General features: G+C 68.9%; 18 protein-coding genes. 6 read left to right on the forward strand and 12 right to left on the reverse strand.

The features are described from left to right. Positions 1–441: 441 nt before the first annotated feature. Positions 442–1,497 carry a stage II sporulation protein M gene (locus tag ACFVIV_RS07080; RefSeq protein WP_379193877.1) on the reverse strand — a complete coding sequence of 352 codons (1,056 nt, stop codon included), beginning with the start codon at positions 1,495–1,497 and terminating at the stop codon, positions 442–444. A 58-nt stretch (positions 1,498–1,555) separates the two neighbouring features. Between ACFVIV_RS07080 and ACFVIV_RS07085 the strand changes: the two genes are divergently transcribed. Continuing rightward, positions 1,556–2,335, forward strand: coding sequence for an RDD family protein (locus ACFVIV_RS07085; protein WP_379193878.1), 780 nt, complete (start codon positions 1,556–1,558; stop codon positions 2,333–2,335). 72 nt (positions 2,336–2,407) lie between these two features. Here ACFVIV_RS07085 and ACFVIV_RS07090 read toward each other — a convergent pair whose 3' ends face one another. The 5 genes from ACFVIV_RS07090 to ACFVIV_RS07110 all read right to left on the reverse strand — a co-directional run bounded on the left by ACFVIV_RS07090 (position 2,408) and on the right by ACFVIV_RS07110 (position 7,280). Then, a complete protein-coding gene (locus tag ACFVIV_RS07090; protein WP_379193879.1) occupies positions 2,408–3,703 on the reverse strand; it encodes a DUF58 domain-containing protein in 1,296 nt (431 codons plus the stop codon). 2 nt (positions 3,704–3,705) lie between these two features. Then, positions 3,706–4,722 carry an AAA family ATPase gene (locus ACFVIV_RS07095; protein WP_379193880.1) on the reverse strand — a complete coding sequence of 339 codons (1,017 nt, stop codon included), beginning with the start codon at positions 4,720–4,722 and terminating at the stop codon, positions 3,706–3,708. Continuing rightward, positions 4,719–5,795, reverse strand: coding sequence for a DUF4129 domain-containing protein (locus ACFVIV_RS07100; protein ID WP_379193881.1), 1,077 nt, complete (start codon positions 5,793–5,795; stop codon positions 4,719–4,721). The genes ACFVIV_RS07095 and ACFVIV_RS07100 overlap by 4 nt, the downstream gene beginning before the upstream one ends. Next, complete coding sequence (locus ACFVIV_RS07105; RefSeq protein WP_379193882.1) at positions 5,792–6,655, reverse strand: hypothetical protein; 864 nt, start codon at positions 6,653–6,655, stop codon at positions 5,792–5,794. The genes ACFVIV_RS07100 and ACFVIV_RS07105 overlap by 4 nt, the downstream gene beginning before the upstream one ends. 64 nt (positions 6,656–6,719) lie before the next feature. Beyond that, positions 6,720–7,280 (reverse strand): TetR/AcrR family transcriptional regulator, encoded by a 561-nt coding sequence (locus ACFVIV_RS07110; RefSeq protein WP_379193883.1) that lies wholly within the window; start codon positions 7,278–7,280, stop codon positions 6,720–6,722. A gap of 75 nt (positions 7,281–7,355) precedes the next feature. Between ACFVIV_RS07110 and ACFVIV_RS07115 the strand changes: the two genes are divergently transcribed. Next, positions 7,356–8,906 (forward strand): MFS transporter, encoded by a 1,551-nt coding sequence (locus ACFVIV_RS07115; protein WP_379193884.1) that lies wholly within the window; start codon positions 7,356–7,358, stop codon positions 8,904–8,906. Positions 8,907–8,981: 75 nt separating this feature from the next. On the opposite strand, the gene ACFVIV_RS07120 is transcribed toward ACFVIV_RS07115, so the two are convergent. Beyond that, positions 8,982–10,895, reverse strand: coding sequence for a DUF4407 domain-containing protein (locus ACFVIV_RS07120; RefSeq protein ID WP_379193885.1), 1,914 nt, complete (start codon positions 10,893–10,895; stop codon positions 8,982–8,984). An 899-nt stretch (positions 10,896–11,794) separates the two neighbouring features. Between ACFVIV_RS07120 and gltB the strand changes: the two genes are divergently transcribed. The 3 genes from gltB (at position 11,795) to ACFVIV_RS07135 (ending at position 19,179) form a co-directional block, all read left to right on the forward strand. Next, positions 11,795–16,444 carry a glutamate synthase large subunit gene (gltB, locus tag ACFVIV_RS07125; RefSeq protein ID WP_379193886.1) on the forward strand — a complete coding sequence of 1,550 codons (4,650 nt, stop codon included), beginning with the start codon at positions 11,795–11,797 and terminating at the stop codon, positions 16,442–16,444. Between the two features lie 44 nt (positions 16,445–16,488). Continuing rightward, complete coding sequence (locus ACFVIV_RS07130) at positions 16,489–17,958, forward strand: glutamate synthase subunit beta (protein WP_379193887.1); 1,470 nt, start codon at positions 16,489–16,491, stop codon at positions 17,956–17,958. A 324-nt stretch (positions 17,959–18,282) separates the two neighbouring features. Beyond that, positions 18,283–19,179, forward strand: a complete 897-nt coding sequence (locus ACFVIV_RS07135) for a cutinase family protein (protein ID WP_379193888.1) — start codon at positions 18,283–18,285, stop codon at positions 19,177–19,179. 84 nt (positions 19,180–19,263) lie between these two features. Here the strand turns inward: ACFVIV_RS07135 and ACFVIV_RS07140 are convergent, their stop codons facing one another. Genes ACFVIV_RS07140 through lysX form a run of 3 tightly spaced genes read right to left on the reverse strand, consistent with a single transcriptional unit; the run spans position 19,264 to position 23,518 of the window. Next, positions 19,264–19,869 carry a histidine phosphatase family protein gene (locus ACFVIV_RS07140; RefSeq protein WP_379193889.1) on the reverse strand — a complete coding sequence of 202 codons (606 nt, stop codon included), beginning with the start codon at positions 19,867–19,869 and terminating at the stop codon, positions 19,264–19,266. Positions 19,870–19,917: 48 nt separating this feature from the next. Further along, positions 19,918–20,136: a hypothetical protein gene (locus ACFVIV_RS07145; RefSeq protein ID WP_379193890.1), complete on the reverse strand. Its 219-nt coding sequence runs from the start codon at positions 20,134–20,136 to the stop codon at positions 19,918–19,920. Between the two features lie 52 nt (positions 20,137–20,188). Continuing rightward, positions 20,189–23,518 (reverse strand): bifunctional lysylphosphatidylglycerol synthetase/lysine--tRNA ligase LysX, encoded by a 3,330-nt coding sequence (gene lysX / locus ACFVIV_RS07150; protein ID WP_379193891.1) that lies wholly within the window; start codon positions 23,516–23,518, stop codon positions 20,189–20,191. Positions 23,519–23,648: 130 nt separating this feature from the next. Here lysX and ACFVIV_RS07155 point away from each other — a divergent pair, with 130 nt between their 5' ends. Next, on the forward strand, positions 23,649–23,870 hold the full coding sequence (locus ACFVIV_RS07155; protein ID WP_067532435.1) for an RNA-binding S4 domain-containing protein: 222 nt from the start codon (positions 23,649–23,651) through the stop codon (positions 23,868–23,870). 91 nt (positions 23,871–23,961) lie between these two features. Here ACFVIV_RS07155 and rraA read toward each other — a convergent pair whose 3' ends face one another. Further along, a complete protein-coding gene (gene rraA / locus ACFVIV_RS07160) occupies positions 23,962–24,450 on the reverse strand; it encodes a ribonuclease E activity regulator RraA (protein ID WP_379193892.1) in 489 nt (162 codons plus the stop codon). A 4-nt stretch (positions 24,451–24,454) separates the two neighbouring features. Continuing rightward, positions 24,455–24,961, reverse strand: coding sequence for a nitroreductase family deazaflavin-dependent oxidoreductase (locus ACFVIV_RS07165; protein ID WP_379193893.1), 507 nt, complete (start codon positions 24,959–24,961; stop codon positions 24,455–24,457). Positions 24,962–24,969 lie beyond the last annotated feature (8 nt).

Consider the following 24,969-nt stretch of genomic DNA (forward strand, 5'->3'; position numbering starts at 1 on the left):
TTCTTCCTCCATTGCCTGACGCTAGTTTAGTCAAAACTCGTTTAAACAAACTTCTAGTTTGTTTCAGATTGGGCGACCGCTCCGCAAAGGTTCTGAGCTGGGGCGAAACGCCAGCTTAACGCCGGTTGAACCGTGAGCGACCGGCAAAAGCGCGAGTTTTCCGCAAACCGTGCGAAGGGTGTCGCGCCGGTTCGTGCGCAAGGGGTCGAAACGGACGCGCGAACGGTACCGCGCGGAAGGATTCAGGGGTGTCCGCAGACCGCCCGCAAAGCGGAAGCTGGAAATTAGCGATCTTGTCGGGTTGCCTTCCGGCAAGGGGTGTTTCGCCTGGTCACTTATACGCCCGCCGCGCAAGTTGGAGGTTGCGTAGCCATAACGATTGTGTAGAGTCATCGGCAACGCTGGCCGCAGCTGAGCCGGACTCGCTGCGGCCAGTGGAAATCAATTTCCGGTACGAACGAGCGAGGGTGAACCCGCCCCTCCCGCAACCGGATCCACGCCTCTCCCCGTCGAGTAGCTCGACATGTGCTCTTCCCCGGTTACCGCGTCCTGATCGAGCGCCACCCGCCGGCCCAGCCCGAAGACGTAGCACAGGAAGCCCAGCTCGGCCAGTGCGCCGATGCCGATCCGCAGCGCGGCGGGCAGTCCGCTCGGGGTCACGAAACCCTCGAGCAGACCCGAGATGAACAGCACCACCACCAGGCCGAGCGCAATGACGGCCGTCGTCCGGCCCTGCCGCGCCAGCGCCGCCGCCCGGCTGGACCGGCCCGGATCGATGAGCGTCCAGCCGAGCTTCAGCCCGGCCCCGCCCGCCACGAAAATGGCCGTCAGCTCCAGCATTCCGTGCGGCAGGATATAGCCGAACAGCGCGTCCAGCCGCCCGGCATCGGCCATCAACCCGGCGCTCACGCCCAGATTGAGTGCGTTCATGGCCAGCACGTACACCGCGGGCAGGATGAGCACCCCGGTGAAGAGCGCGACCGCGGCCACCGAGGCATTGTTGGTCCACACCTTGGCCGCGAACGCGTCATTGGGATGCTCGAAGTAGTAGGTCTCGAAGGCCCCGCCCGGCTGGGTCAGGCGATCGGTATCGGTGTCCAGGCCCAAATGCCGCCGCGCCGATTCGGATTCGGCCACCCAGGCGCCCAGCGCCGTGGAACCGGCCAGGAACAACGCCGCCACGGTCACCCACCACGGCCACGCCCGGTACACCGCCGCCGGGAAGCGGTGCGAGAAGAACAGGCCGATCTCGCGCAGGGTATTGGTCTGCGCGCCCAGCACCCGCCCCCGCGCCCGGGTCAGCACCGCCGAGAGCCCGGCGATCAGTTCCGGATCGGCCGAGCGCGCCTGCAAGCGGGCCAGCTGCTGCGACGCCAGCCGGTACAGCCGCACCAGTTCGTCGGCCTCCGCGCCGCTGAGCCGCTTCCCGCGCGTGGCCAGGTGGTCGAGGCGGTCCCAGGACGGCTTGTGCACGAACGTATATACGTCGAGATCCATGGTTGCCTCCCCGTGCCGTCGCTCGGAAGAATGCTAGTCGCCCCCCACAAGGAGTGACATGGCACTTTTCACCACCGGCGAGGCCGTCGCCGTCGAGCTGCCGATCGCGCGCATCGCCACCCGCGCCGCGGCGTTTCTCCTCGACCTGACCCTGCAGGTGGTCCTCGGGATCGTGCTCGTGTTCGGAGTCGAGGCGATCCTGGTGTCCTGGAACGCGGATTCGGCGTGGCGCGATGCCGCCGCGGTCGTCACGATCGCGGCCGTGCTCGTCGGATATCCGGCGGTCGTCGAAACCCTCACCCGGGGACGGTCGGTCGGGAAGATCGCCCTGGGACTGCGGGTGGTGCGCGCCGACGGCGGGCCGATCGACTTCCGGCACGCGGTCACCCGGTCGCTGTCCGGGCTGGTGGACTTCTGGATTCTGGGCACCGGGCTGGTCGCGGTGGTGACCTCGATGTGCTCGCCGCAGGGCCGCCGGATCGGGGACGCGCTGGCGGGCACGGTGGTGGTGCACGATCGCAGCCGGTTGCCGTGGGCGCCGCTGGCGGTGTCGCCGCCGTGGCTGGCGGGCTGGGCGCGGCAGCTGGATCTGTCCGGGCTGCCGGAGGAGCTGGCGTTGGCCGCCCGCAACTATCTGATGCGCTCGCGCACGCTCACGCCGGCGATCCTGGACCAGCTGGGCCGCCGGCTGGTTATCGAGGTGTGCACCGCGGTGCGGACGCCGCCGCCGAATGGCTATCCGCCCGTGCACATTCTGGGCGCGGTGCTCGCCGAGCGGCAGCGCCGGGCCCTGCAGCGGTCGCCGCGACAGGCGCCCATGCGCCCGGTCGCCGCCTGACCGCCCCGATCGCCGCCTGACCGCCAGCGCCTTTCGTCATTCCGGCGTGCTTTTGGCCAGAATCCACACGACTTACAGTGCGCCCGTTTGCTTGAGCTCCAAGTATTCGTCGGCGAGGGCCTCGGGCAGCCGGTCGGGCGTGGCGGCGATGACGCGAACCCCGGCGCGGCGCAAGGTCTCCCGGGCGATCGAATGTTCGGCGATGACATTCTCGGCGGCGGCCGCGGTGTAGAGGTCGTCGAGGCCGGAGCGCCGGGTGGCGGCGGCCGCGACCTGCGGATCGGTGACCGAGACGAGGAGCACGCGATGCCGCCGGGTGAGGGTGGGCAGCACCGGCAGGATGCCCTCCTGCACGGTGGCGGCGTCGAGATGGGTGAACCAGACGACCAGGCTGCGGCGGCGGGCGCGGCGCAGGGTGGTGCGCAGCAGGCCCTGATAGTCGGTGTCGACGAGCTGCGGGGAGACCCCGGCGAGCGCGTGCATGAGCTTGAGCTGCAGGCGTTTTCCGCCGATACCGCTCACCTCGGCGCGCAGCTCGCGATCGTAGGCCAGCAGGTCCACCGAATCGCCGCCGGCGGCGGCCAGCCCGCCCAGCAGCAGGGCGGCCTCGATGGTGGCGTCCAGGCGGGTGCCCGCGCCGACGCGGCCCGCGCTGACCCGGCCGGTGTCCAGCAGCATGACCACGTGCCGATTGCGTTCCGGCCGCCAGGTGCGGACCAGGACGTCCTGGGCGCGGGCGGTGGCGCGCCAGTCGATGGTGCGCACGTCGTCGCCGGCCACGTATTCGCGGAAGGAGTCGAATTCGGTGCCCTGACCGCGAATCGGCGAGGTGTTGCGGCCCTCGAGCTGCTGCAGCTGCCGGACCTTGGCGGCCAGCAGGCGTTCGCTGCGGAACGGCGGCAGCGCCCGCAGCCGGGCCGGAATCCGGTGCCGCACCTGCCGTCCGGCAATGCCGAGCGGTCCGAGCAGCCGCACCGTGACCGGCCCGGCGGCGCGATCGCCGCGGTATTCGGGGGTGAGCTCGGTGTGCAGCCGGACCTTGGTGTTGGGCGGCAGTTCCAGTGGGTGGCCGCGGTTCTCGGGATGGGTGCTGGCGGGCCAGTCGTCCCACAGGGTGCCGCGCAGGGTGCGGGCGCCGGTATTGAGCGCGACCACCTCGACCTCGACGGTGCGGCCGGTGCGCACGATGGTGAGCGGCTCCCGGGAGATCTCCAGGGCGCCGGCGCCGCCCAGCAGCGCCAGATCCGCGGCGACCAGCGCCGCCAGCACCGCGGTGGCCAGCACCACGCCGAGCCAGGACGGCATGACCAGGGTGACGAACAGGGCCACGACCGCCGCCGCGACGGCCGCCCGGCCGGTGACGACCACGACTAGACCGGGACGGGAACGGACATGAGCAGCGAGTTCATCACGCCCTCGGCGGTGACGCCCTCCACCTCGTGTTCGGGCCGCAGCTGCAAGCGGTGCCGGAGCACCGCCACCGCAACGGCTTTCACGTCGTCGGGGGTGGTGTAGCCGCGGCCGTGCAGCCAGGCGAAGGCGCGCGAGGCCGCCATGAGCGCGGTGGCGCCGCGGGTGGAGGCCCCGTGCGCGACGGCGGGGGAGGTGCGGGTGGCCCGGCACAGATCGACGGTGTACGCCAGCACCTCCGGGCTGACGGCCACCTTGGCGACGGCCTGGCGGGCGGCCGCCAGATGCGCGGGCCCGGCCACCGGTCGCAGCCCGGCCGCGACCAGATCGCGCGGATCGAATCCGGCGGCATGCCGTTGCAGGATGCGGAATTCGTCGTCGCGCCCGGGGAATTGCACGTCGACCTTGAACAGGAACCGGTCCAGCTGCGCCTCCGGCAGCGGATAGGTGCCCTCCTGTTCGATGGGGTTCTGGGTGGCGATCACCACGAACGGGTCGGGCAGCGGCTGCGGCACGCCGTCCACCGAAACCTGCCGCTCCTCCATGGATTCCAGCAGCGAGGACTGCGTTTTCGGTGGGGTGCGGTTGATTTCGTCGGCGAGCAGCAGATTGGTGAACACCGGCCCGCGCCGGAAGGTGAACTCCGCCGAATGCGGGTCGTAGATCTGCGATCCGGTGACATCGCCGGGCATCAGGTCGGGGGTGAACTGAATGCGCGCGTGCTCCAGATCCAGCGTGGTGGCCAGCGCCCGCACCAGCAGCGTCTTGGCCACGCCCGGAACGCCTTCCAGCAGGACGTGGCCGCGGCACAGCAGCGCCAGCACCAGGTACATGACGGCGTGGTCGTTGCCGACCACCGCCTTGCCGATTTCGGCGCGCAGTGCGAGCAGCGCCTGCTGGGCCTGTTCGGCGGTGGGGGCGTGGTCGGTGTCCACGAGTGCCTTGTCCACGAGTTCCTTTGCGTCAGATCGGGTCACAGGACCTCCGCTTCGATCCATTCGAGTTGTGCGGCCACGAGTTCCAGGGTCGCCCGGTCCGGGACGGGGTCGTACAGGGCGGCGCGGACCGTGGCCGGGTCGGCGCCGGTGCGCACCGCGAGGGCGGTGACCACCACCTCGGGGGCGGTGTCGGCGGTGAGGTCGAGGGCGGGCCGCAGCCGGCGCAGCGCCGCCGCGCGCAGTTTGGCCGCCACATGATCGTGATCGCGGGATTTCCGGTACAGCCCGGCCTGTCCGGTGAGCAGTTCGGTGGCGGGCGCCTCCACGGGCCGGGCTTCGCCCACGACCGCGCCGCGGCGGCGGCCGCGCCAGGCGATGACCACGGCCCAGGCGATGAGGAATTGGACGCCGCCGAAGGCGGCCCAGGCGGGCATGCGCTGGAAGATCGAGTCCTGGCCCTCGCCGAAGTCCGGCGCGTCGACGTCCGGCCGCCGCGGCGGTTCGTCCGGGAGATCGATCGGCGGCGGGCGGTCCGGCAGGTCCGGTTTATCCGGCGGCGGTGGAGGCGCGCCGATGCGGGTCAGCAGGTAGACGACGGCGATGACGAGGATCGCTCCGCCCAGTGCCGCCCAGAATCGCCAATCGCGTAGGAGCGCGGGCAGTTCCAGCGGTTCACGATCGCGCTTCGCCTTCGTCTTCTTGGTGTTCTTCTTGCGACGGCGTTCGGTGATCTCGGCCGGTTCGGCCTTGGGCGGCGGTGCGACGGAGAACAGGTCGGCCTGTTCCAGCAGCCGGTACTCGGCCTCCTGCGCGGGCCGTCCGCCGTAGACGATCTCGTCGAAACTGTGTGCCGCCGCGGGCAATCCGGCCGAGCCCTCGGGCAGGGCGGCGGTGGCGGCGTGCGCGGTCTCGCGGGCGGTGCGGGCGCGCCGCACCTCGAGGATGCCGCGCTGTTCCAGGCCGCGGGTGACGGCGCGGTAGCGTTCGCGCACGGCGGTGCCGAAATCGGCGCGCAGGGCGGCCTCTTCGGCGGCGGCGCGGTGCAGGGCGGCCGGGCCGAGGGCGGGTTCCGGCGGTGCGGCGGGTAGGGCGGGGCGCTGCGTTTCGTTCATCGGCGGGCCTGTTCGGGCCAGCGGATATCCCAGGCTTCGCGGCGGCAGCGGCGGTCCACGTAGGACACCACCTGCGCCGCGGATTCCACCATTTCGGCGAAGGCCACCAGGAACAGGCCCAGCACGATGAGCATGACGGTCACCGTCCAGCGCCGGGTGCCGGCGATATCGGAGAACAGCCCGGGCACCACCAGGAACGGCACCAGCAGCACCAGCACCAGGCCGCGCAGATACATCAGCACCCCGACCAGCCGCCATTCCGCGCCGGACACCAGCAGTTTCGAGCGGGCCGCCGCGATCCGGTAGGCGGCGGACTCGTCGAAAATGGCGGGCACCGTGGCGAATTGCCGCGCCCGCAGCCAGAGCAGCCACAGCAGGGCCAGCGGCGCGGTGACGAGCAGCGGCGCGCCGAGCGCCAGCACACCGACGCCGATCAGGGTGTACATCACCTGATAGCCCAGCAGCGGACCGGCTTCCGAGGCCAATTGCTGTACGGCCCACCGCCAGGTGATGGGCTGGTTGTGCACCGCCGCCAGGCCGACCGGCACGGTGATGCCGCGCACGAACATGCGCAGCGCCCAGGCGCAGACCAGGGTGGTGAGCAGCGCGGCCCAGAAGACCCCGGCATCCGAATCGCCGGTGGCCAGCGAGACCAGCACGGTCGAGGTCACCGCCAGCGCGGACGCGACCGCGACGCCGATCCCGAAGAGCGTCGCCAGCATGGTGATCCGGGTCTGGATGAGCGCGAACGGGAGATCGATGAGTTCCCGGAACTGGAGGGGGCGGACAGGCACCGGCTCGGTGGCCGGTTCCCCCACCGAGCCGGCCGGACCGAACGAATCGGCAGCGGCAGGCAACACGAGCCCGAGTCTATAGTGACCAGCCCATTCGGTCGCCTGATCTTTTCCGGGGTGCGTCGCGGGATCAGTCGCCGAGCAGCCGGTCGACGACCTTGCGGTAGAGCTCCGGTTCGACGGGCGGCATGCCGAGTAGGGCGCGCAGGTAGACGCCGTCGCCGACCAGTTGCACGATCTCGGCCTGGACCGGGTCCCGGATCTCCTTGTCGAGTCCGGCCTTCCAGGTGGCCATCACCTCGGTGAGTGCGCGGTCGACCTCGTCCTCGTCGGTGTCGTGCGGCCCGTCGACGGTGCGCATGGCGGCCAGCATGGAGCGATAGAGCGCGATCTCGAGGGCGTCGGTCTCATTGTCGGGATGCGGCGCCTGCAGGTACCACTCCGTCACCGATTTTCCTTGGTCGACGGCGCTTTTCAGCTGCTGTTCGGCGCGTTCGCCGAGGCGGCGCACCAATCCGGCGAGCAGCGCGTCCTTGGACTTGAAGTGGTAGAGCAGCCCGCCCTTGGACACTCCGGCGGCCTTGGCGACGCTCTCCAGCGTCACCTGGGACATGCCCTTGTCGAGCAGCAGGGTTTCCAGGGCGTCGAGGATCCGGTCGCGGGTGCCGGATGCATCGCGGGTGTTGGTCACGGAATGACTGTACCGTCCGGACGGTTGAATCTGTTACTGTACCGTCTGGACGGTTCAACTCTGAAAGAGAAGACAATGACCACCCACACCACACCCTCCGGTTCCGCCGCCACCGCGGCGACCGGTGCGAGCACCGGCAGAGCGACGGCCCGCACCTGGGCCGGCCTCGGTGTGCTCGCCCTCGCCCTCCTGCTGATCTCGGTCGACGCCACCGTGCTCGACCTCGCGATCCCGGCCATTACCGGCGATCTCGCGCCCACCACGCCGCAACTGCTGTGGATCATCGACGTCTACTCGTTCGTGCTGGCCGGTCTGCTGATCACCATGGGCACCCTCGGCGACCGCATCGGCCGCCGCCGGCTGCTGCTGATCGGCGCGGCCGGCTTCGGCATCGCCTCGGCCCTGGCCGCCTGGGCAATGAGCCCGGAAATGCTGATCGCCGCGCGCGTGCTCCAGGGTGTCGCCGGCGCCACGCTCATGCCCGCCACCCTGGGTCTGATCCGCGCCATGTTCACCGATGCCCGCGAACGCACCCTCGCCATCTCGGTCTGGGGCGCCATGGCGAGCAGCGGCGCCGCGTTCGGCCCGCTGCTGGGCGGCTGGCTGCTCGAGCACTACTGGTGGGGCTCGGTCTTCCTGATCAACCTGCCGGTCATGGCGGTGCTCATTGTCGTGGCCCCGTTCCTGGTGCCGGAGTCGCGCGACCCGAACCCGGGCCGCTTCGACCTGGTGAGCGCCGGGCTGTCGATGCTGGCGCTGATCCCGGTCGTGTACGCGGTCAAGGAATTCGCCGCGCACGGCCCGAGCGTGAAACTGCTGATGCTGGCCCTGATCGGCGTCGCCGCGGGTGTGGCGTTCGTGCGCAGGCAGCGGGCCCTGGCCGATCCCCTGATCGACCTGGACCTGTTCCGGCTGCCGCCGTTCCGCTCGGCCGTGTTCGCGAACCTGCTGGCGGTGTTCGCGCTGGCGGGTGTGCTGTTCTTCGGTTCGCAGTACTTGCAGCTGGTGATCGGCAAGTCGCCGTTGCAGGCGGGTCTGCTGCTGATTCCGGGCACCATCGGCAGCATGGCCGGTGCGCTCGCCGCCGCGTACGCGGTGCGCCTGTGGCGTCCGGTGACGGTGCTGGCCGGCGCGCTGGTGACGGCCGCCGCGGGTGCGGTGCTGTTCTGGTTGCTGGTGGCCGACCCGGCCGGCTCGGTGCTGCCGTTCATCGGCGGCTTCCTGCTGATCGGTGTGGGTGTCGGTGTGGCCCTGACGGTTTCGTCGGACATGATCGTGAGCACCGCCCCCGCCGAGCGCGCGGGCAATGCCGCCGCCATCTCCGAGACCGCCATGGAGGCCGGTATCGCCCTGGGCGTCGCCGTGCTCGGCAGTGTGGTCATGGCAGCCTTCCGCCACGGCCTGGACCTGTCCACGGTCCCGGCCGCGCACACCGGCGCCGCCCGCGAATCCCTGGGCGGCGCCATCGAAACCGCCCGCGCCCTACCGCAACCCGCGGCCACCATGCTGATGGAGTCGGCGCAGTCCGCCTTCGTCTCCGGCGTCCACTTGGCCGCCACCGCGACGACGCTGATCCTGCTGGTGACGGCACTTGTCGCGTACCGCGCCGCGACCCCGCGCCGCTAGCGATGAAAACGGCTGTGGCCCGGAATGTTTCACGTTGAACACGGAAACATCCGGGCCACAGCCATTTTCGGGCATTTACTCGCCGCCGCTGCCCGGGGGCAGTGCACGCGGGTTGCGGTGCTCGAGTTCGGGGTTGTGCCGGGCGTCGAGCGAGCTCTGCTGCGGTGCGGCGGGCAGCGGGTGGCCGGGTTCGACGACCTGCCCGGCCGGCAGGGCGCCGTAGTTCGGGTACTGGCGGTAGGGCTGGTCCACCACGGCGGCCATGCGCTGGGCGTAGGCCTGCTGCGGGGAGCCGGGCGGGAGCTGGTAGCCGTACTGCTGCGGGGGCGCGAACTGCTGTTGCGGCTGAGCGGAATCCGCGGAGTCGACGGTGACCTTGCGGGTGCGCTTGAGGGTGAAGGTGATCTCCTCGGCCTCTTCGAAGGCCTGGCGCACGGTGCGCAGCGGGTGGGTGGCGGTATCGATGGCATTGGCCACGAACGACGGCACCAGGGGCCGGATCCAGCGGGCCGCGGTGTCGGTGAACGGCACCGTGCCGATGATCGGGAGTTCCAGTCCGCCACCCCGGTTGGCCGCCACGGGCTGCTGCCCCGGGGCGGCCGGTGCGAGCGCGCCGCCCGGCGCCACCGGCGCCACCGTGCCCGGCATGAGCTGTGCGGGCAGATTCGACGGCGTCACGATCCCCTCCTGAGACACGGAACTGTCCTTTCCCTCTCCGGCCGCGGTCCCGGCCGGGAGTTCATGCTGTGCGGCGCGGTCGAATTCGTCGATGGCGCGCTGCTGCGGTTCGGTGATGCCGATCTGGAAGTTCCCGATGGCGGCGATGATGCGCGTGCGCTGCCGCTCCCGGTCGATGGCGGTATCGGCGTGCGCGGCCAATTTGGCCGCGGTGAGCTGTTGTTCGGCGCGCAGGCTCTCGGTCTCCACCCGCACCTCGGCCTGTTTGACGGCAATGGCGGCGGCCGCGGCCTGATCGACGCGACCGGTCGCGGTGCGCAGCGCGATCTCCCGATCGAAGGAGGTCTCACCGCGCCACCGGCGCAGCAGCAGCGGCAGCAGGGCCAGCACGATGAGCAGCACCCAGGTGGCCAGGCGCAGGACGAGTGCGCCGACGTGATCGGTGGTGTGGTCGTTCATGGCCACCCAGCGCGCCCCGAGGCCGCGATCACCGGCGGTATGAGCGGTCTCCCGCGCGGCGGCGAGAGCGGCGTCCTTCTCGGTGATCCGGGCGTCGAAGCCCTCGATCTTGGCGCGCGCGGTGTTCAGCTGGGTCCGCGCGTCCTCGAGCATCTGATTGGCGGTGCGCTCCTCGGGCCCGCGGCCCGGCACGCCGGTGATGCGGGTCTGCGGGCATTCCGGGGTCGGATTGAATTCGCAGCGCGCCGTCACCAGCGCGGTGTCGATATCGCTCTGCGCCTTGGCGATCTGCTGGTCCAGGCCGGTCCGGTCGGCGCGCGCGGCGTCCAGTTCCGCCCGCGCGGTGACCACGGCCGGCGCGGATTCCACGTTCCGGGTGGCGGTTTCGTCGAGCAGCCGGTTCACGGTGCCGCCGAACAGGACGGTGCACGCCAATTCGGCGATCAGCACCCCCGCGACCACGGCGACGCCGATCCGTCCGGCGAATTCGGCTCGGGCGCGGCGGGTCTCGTCGCGTGCCGGTGTCGCACCGGTGGCCAGCGCGCGAGATACGGCCCCCACCAGCAGTGTCGCGATCAAGGCCACCGCGACGACGGCGAACAGCGACCAGTCCGCGGCTCCCGTCGCGACCGCGGTCACCACCCCGGCCGTGACCGCGAACGCCGCCACAACGGCTCCGGTCACCGCATAACCGCCGCGTTCGTGCCGATCGGTCAGCCGGGCGTGCGCGCCGCCGAGCCAGGTGAGCAATCCGGCAGCGCCCGCGACAACCGCGCCCGTTGTTTTCGTCGGTGTGGATGCGCCCCCCGGAGCAGCGGATTCGTCCGGTTCAGGGACGTGGTGAACGGTCATGGGAGCTCACATCCTCTAAGTCCCAGGCTGATTCGGCCTTGCGAAACCGTCGCCGATTCGTTGTCTCAGCGTCACATGCCCACGCGGATTCCATCGAGCCTGGCGGCTGGGATGTGGCCAGGCTCACAATGGCGTGTTTCGAGCATGTGACGTGGTGTTGCTCACGTCCCGAACTGCCGCAACGCCCGGGAAAATAGTGACCCGGCGCACAATTGCTGTTAGCCAGTGGTGTGCTGAACTCCACACCCGCGAAAGATTCCGTACGGTCGGCAGGTTGCCGGAGCACGTCGCCAGGACCGCCGCGCGGCGCTTGCGCGGTGTCCGGAAAGTTAGCCGCCTTACATCCGGTTTGCCGGGATCCCTTGCGGGGAAATCTGTTCCATTGCAGGTGAGAGGCTGTTCCGGGGCTGCGCCGGGATGGTCGGACGTTTCCCTCGCGCGCGCGGAATTCAGTGGGCAACTCAACTGAAAAGCCGGTGCACACCTGCTTTACACTGGAGAACGCGCAAGTAGTGGAGGACCGATGAAGAAGCCCAGCTAGACACTGTTATTAGTGCAACCTAAGTTGGTTGGGCTGTTGTCCTGACTTATCGTTTGCTCTTACGTCGAACTAGACAAGTTCGGCATATCTCCCCATACGGACCAGAGGCCCGATCGGCGCTCAGCCTAGCGGGGACGAACGGCGCGGTAGGTAGCGAGCACGTAAGCGTTCGGTTACCACCGAGCACCCGACTACATCACCGAGCGGGTGAAACAACTGGAGAGTTGACTGCACGGGATGACCATCAGCGCCGCTGGTCTCCGAAACGTCCGGGAGCAGTCTGACCGGAGGCTTTGGACGAACGCCGCATTCTTGCTGCGGTACGAACCGAAGGCCTGTTTTTTGTGAAGGCAGAGGCATGACGCAACTTCCTGGCCACAGGTCCCCTGGACCCCGCGGGCTCTATGACCCGGCGAACGAACACGACGCCTGTGGTGTCGCATTCGTCGTCGACATGCACGGCCGCCGCAGCCGCGACATCGTCGACAAGGCTATTACGGCATTGCTGAACCTGGAGCACCGAGGCGCGGCCGGCGCCGAGCCCAATTCGGGTGACGGCGCGGGCATTCTGATCCAGCTCCCGGACAAGTTCTTCCGTGCGGTGGTCGACTTCGACCTGCCGGCCGAGGGCGCCTACGCCACCGGTATCGCGTTCCTGCCGCAGGCCCGCCGCGAGGCCGCCCGCGCCGGATACGGCGTGGAGAAGATCGTCCGCGAGGAAGGTCTCGAGGTCCTCGGATGGCGCGAGGTTCCCATCGACGAGTCGTCGCTGGGCGCACTCTCACGCGATGCGATGCCTACCTTCCGGCAGATCTTCATCGCCTCTCCGAAGGACTCGGCAGAGCAGCTCACCGGCATGGACCTGGAGCGCCGCGCCTACGTCATTCGCAAGCGCGTGGAGCACGAACTCGGCAAGGCGGGCGCCGGTGAGGGACCCGTCGGCAAGGAGTCCGTGTACTTCCCGAGCCTGTCCGGTCAGACCTTCGTCTACAAGGGCATGTTCACCACGCCGCAGCTGCGCGCCTTCTACCTGGACCTGCAGGACGACCGCGTCGAGTCGGCGCTGGGCATCGTGCACTCCCGCTTCTCCACCAACACCTTCCCGTCGTGGCCGCTGGCGCATCCGTTCCGCCGCGTCGCCCACAACGGTGAGATCAACACCGTCTCCGGCAACGAGAACTGGATGCGGGCCCGCGAGGCGCTGCTGAAGTCGGATGTCTTCGGCACCGACCACGAGGGCAACAACCGCCTGGAGAAGATCTTCCCGGTCTGTACCCCCGGGGCTTCGGACACCGCTCGTTTCGACGAGGTTCTGGAGCTCCTGCATCTCGGCGGCCGCAGCCTGCCGCACGCGGTGCTCATGATGATCCCCGAGGCGTGGGAACGGCACGAGTCCATGGACCCGGCCCAGCGCGCCTTCTACCGCTACCACTCGTTCCTCATGGAGCCGTGGGACGGCCCGGCCTCGGTGTGCTTCACCGACGGCACCGTGGTCGGCGCGGTGCTGGACCGCAACGGCCTGCGCCCCGGCCGCGTCTGGGTGACCGAGGACGGTCTGGTCGTGCTGGCCTCCGAAGTCGGTGTGCTGGACATCGATCCGTCCACGGTCGTGCAGAAGACCCGGCTGCAGCCCGGCCGCATGTTCCTGGTGGACACCTCGCAGGGCCGCATCATCTCCGATGACGAGGTCAAGTCCGCGCTCGCCGCGGAGGCCCCGTACCAGGACTGGCTGGACCAGGGCCCGACCAAGCTGTCGGACCTCAAGGACCGCCCGCACGTGCACATGTCGCACGATCGCGTGCTCATCCGCCAGCAGATCTTCGGATACACCACCGAGGAGCTGAACCTGCTGATCTCGCCGATGGCGCAGACCGGCGGCGAGGCGCTCGGCTCCATGGGCACCGACACCCCGATCGCGGTGCTGTCGGCCCGGCCGCGGCTGCTGTTCGACTACTTCTCGCAGCTGTTCGCGCAGGTCACCAACCCGCCGCTGGACGCCATCCGCGAAGAGGTGGTCACCTCGCTGCGCAGCATGATCGGCCCGGAGGCCGACCTGCTGAACCCGGGACCGGAATCCTGCGGTCAGATCACCCTGACCCAGCCCATCCTGGACAACGACGAGCTGGCCAAGCTGGTGCACATCAACGACGACGGGTCCCGGCCCGATCTGCGGTCGGTGGTCGTGCACGGCCTGTACCCGGTCAAGAAGGGCGGCAAGGGACTTCGCAAGGCCATCGAGGCCGTGCAGAAGCAGGTGTCGGCGGCCATCGACGGTGGCGCGCGGATCATCATCCTGTCCGACCGCGAGTCCAACGAGAAGCTGGCGCCGATCCCGTCGCTGCTGCTCACCGCCGCCGTGCACCACCACCTGGTGCGCGAGCGCACCCGCACCAAGGTCGGCCTGGTGGTGGAGGCCGGTGACGCCCGCGAGGTGCACCACATGGCCCTGCTGGTCGGCTTCGGCGCGGCCGCCATCAACCCGTACATGGCGTTCGAGTCCATCGAGGACATGCTCGAGCGCGGCGCGCTGCAGATGCCGGGCAGCACCGGCGATCTGGCGGCCGACTACAAGAAGGCCGTCGGCAACTACAACAAGGCCGCCGGCAAGGGCGTGCTGAAGGTGATGTCCAAGATGGGCATCTCCACCATCGCCTCCTACCGGGGCGCGCAGCTGTTCCAGGTCGTCGGCCTGGCGCAGAGCCTGGTGGACGAGTACTTCACCGGCCTGCGTTCGCCGCTGGAGGGCATCGGCCTCGACGATATCGCCGGCGAGGTCGCGCAGCGGCACAAGGTCGCCTTCCTGGAGAACCGCAACGAGCGCGCGCACCGCGAGCTCGAGGTCGGCGGCGAATACCAGTGGCGCCGCGAGGGCGAGTACCACCTGTTCAACCCGGACACGGTGTTCAAGCTGCAGCACGCCACCCGCTCGGGTCAGTACTCCGTCTTCAAGGAGTACACGAAGATGGTGGACGACCAGTCCGAGCGGCTGGCCTCGCTGCGCGGCCTGTTCAAGTTCAAGTCCAAGGGCCGCAACCCGATTCCGCTCGAGGAAGTCGAGCCCGCCAGCGAGATCGTGAAGCGCTTCTCGACCGGTGCGATGAGCTACGGCTCCATCTCCGCCGAGGCGCACGAGACCCTCGCGGTGGCCATGAACCGCCTCGGCGGCCGCTCCAACTCCGGTGAGGGCGGCGAGCATCCGGCCCGCTTCGAGCCGGAGGACAACGGCGACTGGCGGCGCAGTGCCATCAAGCAGGTGGCGTCCGGCCGTTTCGGCGTGACCGCGCACTACCTGACCAACTGCACCGACATCCAGATCAAGATGGCGCAGGGCGCCAAGCCCGGTGAGGGCGGCCAGCTGCCGGCCCACAAGGTGTACCCGTGGGTCGCCGAGGTCCGGCACTCGACGCCGGGCGTGGGCCTGATCTCGCCGCCGCCGCACCACGACATCTACTCGATCGAGGATCTGGCGCAGCTCATCCACGATCTGAAGAACGCGAACCCGCAGGCGCGGATTCACGTGAAACTGGTCGCGGAGCCGGGTGTCGGCACCGTCGCCGCGGGCGTGTCCAAGGCGCACGCGGACGTCGTGCTCATCTCGGGCCACGACGGCGGCACCGGCGCCTCCCCGCTGACCTCGCTCAAGCACGCGGGCGGTCCGTGGGAGCTCGGCCTGGCCGAGACCCAGCAGACGCTGCTGCTCAACGGTCTGCGCGATCGCATCGTGGTGCAGGTGGACGGTCAGATGAAGACCGGCCGCGACGTCATGATCGCCGCGCTGCTGGGCGCCGAGGAGTACGGTTTCGCGACCGCTCCGCTGGTGGTCTCGGGCTGCATCATGATGCGCGTGTGCCACCTCGACACCTGCCCGGTCGGCGTCGCCACCCAGAATCCGGTGCTGCGCGAGCGTTTCACCGGTAAGCCGGAGTTCGTCGAGAACTTCATGCTCTACATCGCCGAAGAGGTGCGCGAGCTGCTGGCGTCGCTGGGTCTGCGGACCCTGGACGAGGCCATTGGCCGGGTCGATCTGCTCGACACCACCCGGGCCAAGGAGCACTGGAAGGCCAGCAAGCTGGACCTGTCGCCGATTCTCGACGATGTCGAGACGGCGTTCATGTTCCAGGATCGCCGCCGCACCAAGGATCAGGACCACGGCCTGGACAAGGCGCTGGACAACCAGCTCATCGCGCAGGCCGCGGATGCGCTGGAGCGCGGCAAGCCGGTCAAGTTCGACACCAAGATCACCAACGTGAACCGGACCGTCGGCACCATGCTCGGCCACGAGGTGACCAAGCTGTACGGCGGCGTCGGCCTGCCCGACGACACCATCGACATCACGTTCACCGGTTCCGCCGGTAACTCCTTCGGTGCGTTCGTCCCGGCCGGTATCACGCTGCGCGTGCTCGGCGACGCCAACGACTATGTGGGCAAGGGCCTTTCGGGCGGCCGCATCATCGTGCGCCCGTCGGCCGACGCCCCGTCGGCGTTCGTGGCGGAGCAGAACATCATCGCGGGCAACGTGATCCTGTTCGGCGCCACCAGCGGCCAGGCCTTCATCCGCGGCACCGCGGGCGAGCGCTTCGCGGTCCGCAACTCCGGCGCCACCGCGGTGGTCGAGGGCGTGGGCGACCACGCCTGCGAGTACATGACCGGTGGCCGCGTGGTCATCCTCGGCGAGACCGGCCGCAACTTCGGCGCCGGCATGTCGGGCGGCATCGCCTACGTCTACAACCCGAACGGCACCTTCCAGGCCAACCTGAACACCGAACTGGTGGATCTGGAACAGCTCTCGGGCGACGAGGCCGCGTGGCTGCAGACCGTGATCACCCAGCACCGCGACGAGACCGGTTCGGCCGTGGCCGAGCGCCTGCTCAGCGACTGGTCGCAGCAGGCCGGCAAGTTCGTCAAGGTCATGCCGCGCGATTACAAGAAGGTCCTGCTCGCCATCTCCGAGGCCGAGAAGGCCGGCCGGAACGTGGACGAGGCGATCATGGAGGCCGCTCGTGGCTGACCAGACCTTCGCCGAGAACCTTGCTAGCACGACTGGAGTTGTAAATGGGTGACGCACAAGGCTTCCTGAAGCACACTTCGCGGGAACTGCCGAAGCGCCGTCCGGTTCCGCTGCGCCTGATGGACTGGAAAGAGGTGTACGAGGAGAACTTCTCCAAGGACACCCTCCGGACCCAGGCCAGCCGCTGTATGGACTGCGGTATCCCGTTCTGCCACAACGGCTGCCCGCTCGGGAACCTGATTCCCGAGTGGAACGACCTGGTGTACAAGGGCGCCTGGAAGGAGTCGTTCGACCGGCTGCACGCCACGAACAACTTCCCGGAGTTCACCGGCCGGCTGTGCCCGGCTCCGTGCGAGGCGTCCTGCGTGCTCGGGATCAACCAGGATCCGGTGACCATCAAGCAGGTCGAGGTCGAGATCATCGAGAACGGTTTCGACGAGGGCTGGGTGACCCCGGTCTACCCGACCCGCCTGACCGGCAAGAAGATCGCCGTCGTCGGTTCCGGTCCCGCCGGTCTGGCCGCCGCCCAGCAGCTGACCCGCGCCGGCCACACCGTGACCGTGTTCGAGCGCGACGACCGCATCGGCGGCCTGCTGCGCTACGGCATTCCGGAATTCAAGATGGAGAAGCGCTTCATCGACCGCCGCATCGCGCAGATGGAGGCCGAGGGCACCATCTTCAAGGCCGGCGTGAACGTGGGCGTGGACATCACCGCCGAGGCGCTGCGCGAGCAGTTCGACGCGATCGTGCTCGCCGGTGGCGCCACCATCGCCCGTGACCTGCCGGTGCCGGGCCGCGATCTGGACGGCATCCACCAGGCCATGGAGTTCCTGCCGCTGGCCAACCGCGTCCAGCTCGGCGACGACATCACCGATGCCGACGGCCTGCCGCCCATTCACGCGCGCGGCAAGAAGGTCGTCATCATCGGCGGCGGCGACACCGGCGCGGACTGCCTGGGCACCTCGCACCGCCAGGGTGCGGAGTCGGTGCACCAGTTCGAGATCATGCCGCGTCCGCCGGAGGAGCGCGCCACCTCCACCCCGTGGCCGACCTACCCGCTCATGTACCGCGTCTCCTCGGCCCACGAGGAGGGCGGCGAGCGCGTGTTCTCCGTCAACACCGAGCGTTTCGTCGGGGAGAACGGCAAGGTCACCGGGCTGCAGGCGCACGAGGTGACGATGGTCAACGGCCGCTTCGAGAAGGTCGAGGGCACCGACTTCACCCTCGAGGCCGATCTGGTGCTGCTGGCCATGGGCTTCGTGGGCCCGCAGAAGAACGGCCTGCTCGAGGGCCTGGGCGTCGGCTATGACCAGCGTGGCAACGTCAAGCGCGACAATGACTGGGCCACCACGGTTCCCGGCGTCTTCGTCGCCGGCGATATGGGCCGCGGCCAGTCGCTGATCGTGTGGGCCATTGCCGAGGGCCGCGCCTGCGCCTCGGCGGTGGACAAGTTCCTCGAGGGCGAGACCGCGCTCCCGTCCCCGATCACCCCCACCATGGTCGCCCAGCGGTAACCCGCTCCCGGCACCGAAACTCGAAGCGCCCGTGGACCTCAGGGTCCGCGGGCGCTTCTGTGTGTCCGTGAGCCCGGCGAACGCGGTGGTGCACGAGGAATTCGGACAGATTGCGGCACTTGGTTGGCGCAGCGGGAAAGGCCCCTTTATTGTTATGCGCGGTGTGTCGCTGATCTCTGTCACGCGGTCTGCTTCGCGCATCTCATACGGGGCGGTTACTTCGGTTAACCCTCAGTGCACCGGATGGACATCCGGCGACTTCACCATGATCGGGAATCGGGACGGTCACAGCGGTCCCGGGCAAATGGCGTGAACTGGAGCAGTATGCGGTTGAAGAAGGTTGTCGCCGCTGCGGGGGCAGCAGCGAGCGTGCTCATGTCGGGAATCGTGCTCGGCAGCGGCCCCGTTACGGCAGACCCGGGATGCCCGGTCATGTATACGGTGGCGATTCCGGGAACCTGGGAGACCGGCCGGGACAAGGCGCCCGAACCGGGAATGCTGTCGGATGTGACCGACGGGCTACCGGGTCAGGTCGACTATGTGGTCTACGCGGCCACCGCCTTCCCCTGGGAGGGCGACGTCTACGGCGCGTCCAAGAAGGACGCCATCGACAAGGCGCGAGGCATGGTGGCGGCCATGGGAACTCGCTGCCCCGGCACCACGATCTCCATTACCGGCTACAGCCAGGGCGCGGATGCCGCGGGTGATCTGGCCGCCGAGATCGGCACCGGACTCGGTGTGGTGCCGCCGGATCGGATCGGCGCGGTCGCGCTCATCTCGGACCCGCGGCGCTCGCCCACCGATATTCAGGTCGGCCCGGCCGTGCCGGGTATGGGCGCGGGCGGACCGCGCGTCGGCGGCTTCGGCTGGATTGCGGATCGGGTGCGGACCGTGTGCGCCATCGGCGATCTGTACTGCTCGACCGAGGAGAGCGACTTCGTCAGCCGCTTCGCCGGATTCCTGGCGCAGACCTCGAATCCGAACCCGGTGAACCTGTGGCGGTATCAGCTCGAGTTCGGCGCGATCATGAACGATCTGATGGCACAGGGCGGCATCCCGACGCTGCAGTCGCAGCTCAGCGAGGGCGCCAATGAGGAGCGCGCCAAGCAGTTCGAGCAGTTCTTCCGCACCGGCAAGCACACCAGCTACGGGTACTACCCGGTCGGCGGCGGGCAGACCGCGCTGACCTGGATGCACAACTGGCTCGCTGACGCTGCGTGACTCTGAGATCTCGAAGGCCGCTCCCCGACGGGAGCGGCCTTCGTTGTATGAAAGGGGAGGGCGGGGGCGAGCTCGCTGCCGCGCTTACCGGTTCCGGGGCAGCAACTCCCAGACGTGCCCGTTTTCGTTGATGGTCGCAGCGGTTCGTCCGCCCGTGCGCGAGTACAGGATTCGCGTGATCGAGCAGTAGTCGATCGGGAAGGTCAGCGGGCGCGCCAGACCGAGAACGTCCTGCAGCAGGACATTGATGACCCCGCCGTGGGCGAAGACGACCACCGTCTCGGTGTGGTCGGCGTCGGCGACGATGGCCGAAATGCCGTCCAGCACACGGCTGATGAAGGCCGGGCCGTCGATCTGCTCGGGCAGGTGGCCCGCTTTGATGCGCGCGTAGGCATCGGCGAAATCGCGCTTGGCGTCCTCGATGGGGATATAGGCGGGCAGGTCGCGATCGTATTCCGCGAGGCCGTCCAGGATATCGACGCTCAGGCCCAGCTTTTCGGCGGTGGGACGGGCGGTTTCCCGCGCCCGCAGCTGCGGGCTGCTCACCACGCGGGCAATGCGGTGGTGGGCCAGCGCGGCGGGCACGCGCGCGGCCTGTTCGACGCCGATCTCGGTGAGATCCGGGTCGGCCGGGCCGGACAACTCGGTGACGCGTTGCGGCTGAGCGTGGCGGACGAGGATCAACTGCACGCCATCACTCTGCCGCACCGTGCCGTCACATTCCCCGGCGGGGCGGCGCTACTGCTGCTTCTTGCGCTTGGTCATGAGGTAGACGATGCCCAGGACGAGGGCGACGACGCCGATACAGCAGACCGCAGCGAAGATCCAGAAACTGCCGCCGCGCTTGCTCTTCTTCTTGGCGGCCTCGTATTCGATAGCCGAGGTCCAGGTGTTCGGATCGGTCCATACGGTGTGATCCAGCAGGTTTGCCTGGGTCATCATGTCCAGGTAGTACATCGGGAAGCCCCTCTCAGATCGGAACGGCCCTCCTCCCGGGGCCCAATTCAGATTAGCTGGTACGCGGTTTCACCAAGGGGAATGGCAAGGTTTCCCTAATACTGCGACCGGTGAGCAGCATGACCACCCGATCCACGCCGACGCCGAGACCACCGGTGGGCGGCATGGCGTGCTCGAGGGCCTGCAGGAAGTCCTCGTCGAGTTCCATGGCCTCCGGGTCGCCGCCCGCGGCCAGCATGGACTGCTCGGTGAGCCGGCGGCGCTGTTCCACCGGATCGGTCAATTCGCTGTAGGCCGTGCCCAGTTCGACGCCCCAGGCCACCAGGTCCCAGCGTTCGGTGACGCCCGCGATGTGCCGGTGCTGCCGGGTGAGCGGGGAGACCGAGGTGGGGAAGTCGATGTAGAAGGTGGGCTCCTCGGTCTGCGATTCCACCAGGTGCTCGTACATCTCGAGCACGATCTGCCCGGTGTCCCAGCCCATTTGATGCGGTATGCCGGCCTTGTCGCAGAGCAGCCGCAGGCGTTCCTCATCGGTGTCGGGGGTGATGGTTTCGCCGAGCTTCTCCGACACCGCGCCGTGCACGGTCTGCACCGGCCATTCGCCGGAGATGTCCACTTCGTCGAAGGTGCCGTCCGGTTTCGGCCGCAGCGCCACCATCTTCCCGTTGGCCGCCACCGCGGCCTCCTGGATGAGCTGGCGGCAGGTGTGCATCATGCGTTCGTAATCGCTGTGCGCCTCATAGGCTTCCAGCACCGTGAACTCGGGATTGTGCGAGAAGTCCACGCCCTCGTTGCGGAAGACCCGGCCGAGTTCGAAGACCTTCTCCATGCCGCCCACGCACAGCCGCTTGAGATACAGCTCGGGCGCGATGCGCAGATACAGGTCCAGATCGTAGGCATTGATGTGGGTGGTGAACGGGGTGGCATTGGCGCCGCCGTGCACCCGTTGCAGGACCGGCGTCTCGACTTCCAGGAATCCCCAGCCGTGCAAGGTGTCCCGCAGCGAGCGCACCACCGCGCTGCGCTTGGCCATCAGCTCGCGCACATCGGTGTTGATGGCCATGTCGACGTAGCGCTGCCGCACGCGCGCCTCGGGATCGGCCAGGCCCTTCCACTTGTCGGGCAGCGGGTGCAGGCATTTGCCGAGCATCCGCCAGTCGGCGGCCAGTAAAGACAGCTCGCCGCGCCGGCTGCGCCCGATCTGGCCGCTCACCTCGATGAGGTCGCCGAGATCGAAGTACTCGTCGAATTCGGCGGCGTGTTCCGCGCCGACCCGGCCGCGGTCGATGACCAGCTGGATCTCGCCGGACCAGTCGCGCACCAGGGCGAAGATGACGCCGCCGTAGTCGCGAATCCGTAAGAGCCGCCCGCAGACCCGCACCGTGGTGCCCTGCGGGGAGCGGCGGGCGGCGGCCACCGTGTGGGTGGGCGGATAGGCGACGGGGTAGGCGTCGATGCCCGCGGCCCCGAGCTTGTGCAGTTTGTCCATGCGCACCCGCACCTGTTCGGGGCGGCGCGGTCCGGCCTCCTCGAGCTCTTCGGGGGTCGGCTCGGGCGGGCTGCCGTCGGCGTGCAGCCCGGTGATGGTGGCGGGCACCGAGGACCGCACGCCGGTGTGCGCGGAGGCGTCGTGATCCTTGCCCATGCGCGGCAGGAAGCCCTCGGCGAGCGCGCTGGCGATGGCGACCCGGGGTAGGTGCCGGCGTTCCTCGAACAGCGAGAAGCGCGGCACCCAATCCGGTTGGTATTTCACATTGGAGCGGTACAGCGCCTCCAGTTGATACCAGCGCGAGAAGAACATGAGAATGCTGCGCCACAGCCGCAGCACGGGGCCCGCGCCGATGCGCCCGCCCTCTTCGAAGACGGCGCGGAAGACGGCGAAGTTCAGCGAGATGCGGGTGATGCCGTACTGCTCGGAGGTGAGCGCCAGCCGGGAGATCATCAATTCCATGACGCCATTGGGGCTTTGGCGGTCGCGGCGCATGAGGTCCAGGGAGACGCCGGTGCGGCCCCACGGGACCAGTGAGAGCATGCCCAGGACGCGATCGCCGGAGTCCACCGCTTCCACGAGCAGGCAGTCGCCGTCGAGTGGATCGCCGAGGCGGTCGAGGGCCATGGAGAAGCCGCGTTCGGTCTCGGTGTCGCGCCAGGCGTCGGCGCGGCGCATGACTTCCCGCATCTCCTCGGCCGGAATCTCCTTGTGCCGCCGCACGCGCACGGTGACGCCCTGTTTGGAGAGCCGGTTGACGGCCTGGCGGACCTGTTTCATCTCCGGCCCGGCCAGGGAGAAGCTGCGGGTCTCCAGAATGGCCTCGTCGCCCAGGCGCAGCGCCGACAGCCCGGCCCGGCCGTAGGCGGTCGCACCCACCTCGCTCGCGCCCATGACGGCCGGAGCCCAGCCGTATTGGTCGGCCAGCCGCAGCCAGGCGTCGATGGCGTGCGGCCACGCCTCCTTCATGCCGATGGGGTCGCCGGAGGCCAGGCACACCCCGAGTTCCACGCGGTAGGTGACGGCCGCCTTCCCGCTGGGCGCGAACACCACCGCCTTGTCGCGCCGGGTGGCGAAATAGCCGAGCGAGTCCTCCACGTCGGAGCGTTCCAGCAGCCCGCGCAGCGCGGATTCGTCGATTCCGGTGAGCGCGTTGGCCGCTCGCTGCGACCGGAACAGCACCGCCACCGCGGCCAGCAGGGCGATGGCGCCGAACAGGCCGAGCAGCAGGTTCACCAGATGCGGCGGGTGCCCGTCGAAGTTCTCATTGCTGACCAGGATGGCCGCGGTCACCCGCGAGATCGACCACAGCGGGCGCTGCACGCCGCCGGCCAGGGTGCCGGGGAAGAGTTCGATCAGTCCCCAGCCGATGAGCGAGCCCAGCGCGAGCCCGCCGGCCAGCCAGCCCAGCGCCCGCCATACCGCGCCACGCTGCACATGGGTGTAGAACTCCGACCAGGACGCGATCAGCACGCCGATGACCGCGAGATGGACGATCAGCGCCACCAGCGCGTTGACGTCCTTCTCGGCGGCGAACTCCAGGGCGTTGGCGAGGGCGTACACCGCCATGTAGCCGGTCAGTAACCACCAGGCGATGCGCTTGCGGCTGGCGGTGGCGCCGGCCAGCAATCCGACCACCACGGCCCACACCAGTGAGGTGTCGGGCGCGTCGAAGTAGTAGTTGTCGACGTAGTGCCGCAGCGGCGCGGTCAGATACCGCAGGGCCGGCGAGATGCTCCACAGCGCGCAGAAGGTCGCGAAGACGCCCAGGATCAGGCCCGCGACGTGCGGGACCTCACGGAACCGGCCGTGCCCGCGGTGCGGGACCTCCGGTGCGCGCGCGTCCGGTCTGTGCTCGCTGTCCTGGTGTTGCCGGTCCTGCGTCGAAGTCACCGCACCAGTGTGTACGGTGCGCTTGCCCGCGCGCACTCAGAACCGCGTTCGTGTCGGCCACGCACCACTTACCGGCCGGTTGCGGGGGCCGGTATTTGGACTCTCGCGGCGCGCGGGTAAGGATGTACCCATGACGGATCCAGTCGATGTTCCGATCGCGGACGAGGTCATTCGACTCGGCCAGTTCCTGAAACTGGCGAATCTCATCGATTCCGGCTCGGAGGCCAAGACCGTGATCGCCGAGGGCCTGGTGCGGGTCAACGACGAGGTGGAATTGCGCCGCGGACGGCAGCTACACGCGGGCGACGTCGTCACCCTGGCGGGCCACCGGGCGCGAGTCACCGCAGGCTGACCAGCCTCGTCATCCCGGCGTGCTGTTGGCCGGGATCCACGGAGGTCGGTGTGGATTCCGGCCAAGAGCGTGCCGGAATGACGGGGGAGGGCTAGCTCTCCGCGCGAACGACGACGCCGTCGTGGTCGCTGTAGAGCATGTCGCCCGGCACGAAGGTGACGCCGCCGAACTGGACGGGCACGTCCTTGTCGCCGGATCCGGTCTGGGTGCTCTTGCGCGGGTTGGTGCCCAGCGCCTTGATGCCGATGGGCAGCGTGCGCAGGATCGCGGAGTCGCGGACCGCGCCGTTGACGATCACCCCGGCCCAGCCGTTGTCCACGCCGCGACCGGCGATGATGTCGCCGACCAGGGCGGTGTGCACGCTGGCGCCGCCGTCGACCACCAGCACCCGGCCTTCGCCGGGTTCGCCGAGGGTCTGCTTGACCAGCAGGTTGTCCTGGAAGCAGCGAATGGTCACGATGCGGCCGGAGAACGCCTCGCGCCCGCCGAACTGAATGAACTGGGTGTCGCAGCTGCGGATCTCGGGGCCGATCTCATCGGCCAGATCCGCGGTGGCCACTGCGTTTGCTGATTCGGTCACGGGCCTATCTTGTCAGGGCGAAAATTCGCAAATCACGCGTGGTGCGGTTCTTGTAGGCGGTGTACGCCTCGGTGGTCTCCTCGAACCTGGCGAAGATCTCCCGCTTGCGCTCCTCGTCCTCGACCAGCGTCGCCGTCACGGGAATGCGCTGCCCGGCAATGGTGACCTCGGCGGCGGGGGTGGCCAGCAGATTTCCGGTCCACGCCGGATGTTTGGCCTGCCCGAAATTGCTGCCGATCACATACAGCACGTCCCCGCCGTGCACATAGAGCAGCGGGCTGGTGCGCGGCTGCCCGGACTTGCGGCCGACGGTGGTGAGCAGGACGACCGGGGCGCCGATCGGCCCGAGCACGGTGTATTTGCCATTCGTACGCTCCAGCACCCGGCGATCCAGCGGGGTCAATTTCCGGATCACCAGCGAGCCGAATGTCGTCGCGGCGAACGGACTGGCAAGGCGCGACAGGAGATTGGTGCGTGATCCCCAGATCCGGTCGGGAAACTGCTCACTCATGCCCCGGA

This window comes from Nocardia sp. NPDC127526, assembly GCF_042672265.1.
Classification (GTDB): domain Bacteria; phylum Actinomycetota; class Actinomycetes; order Mycobacteriales; family Mycobacteriaceae; genus Nocardia.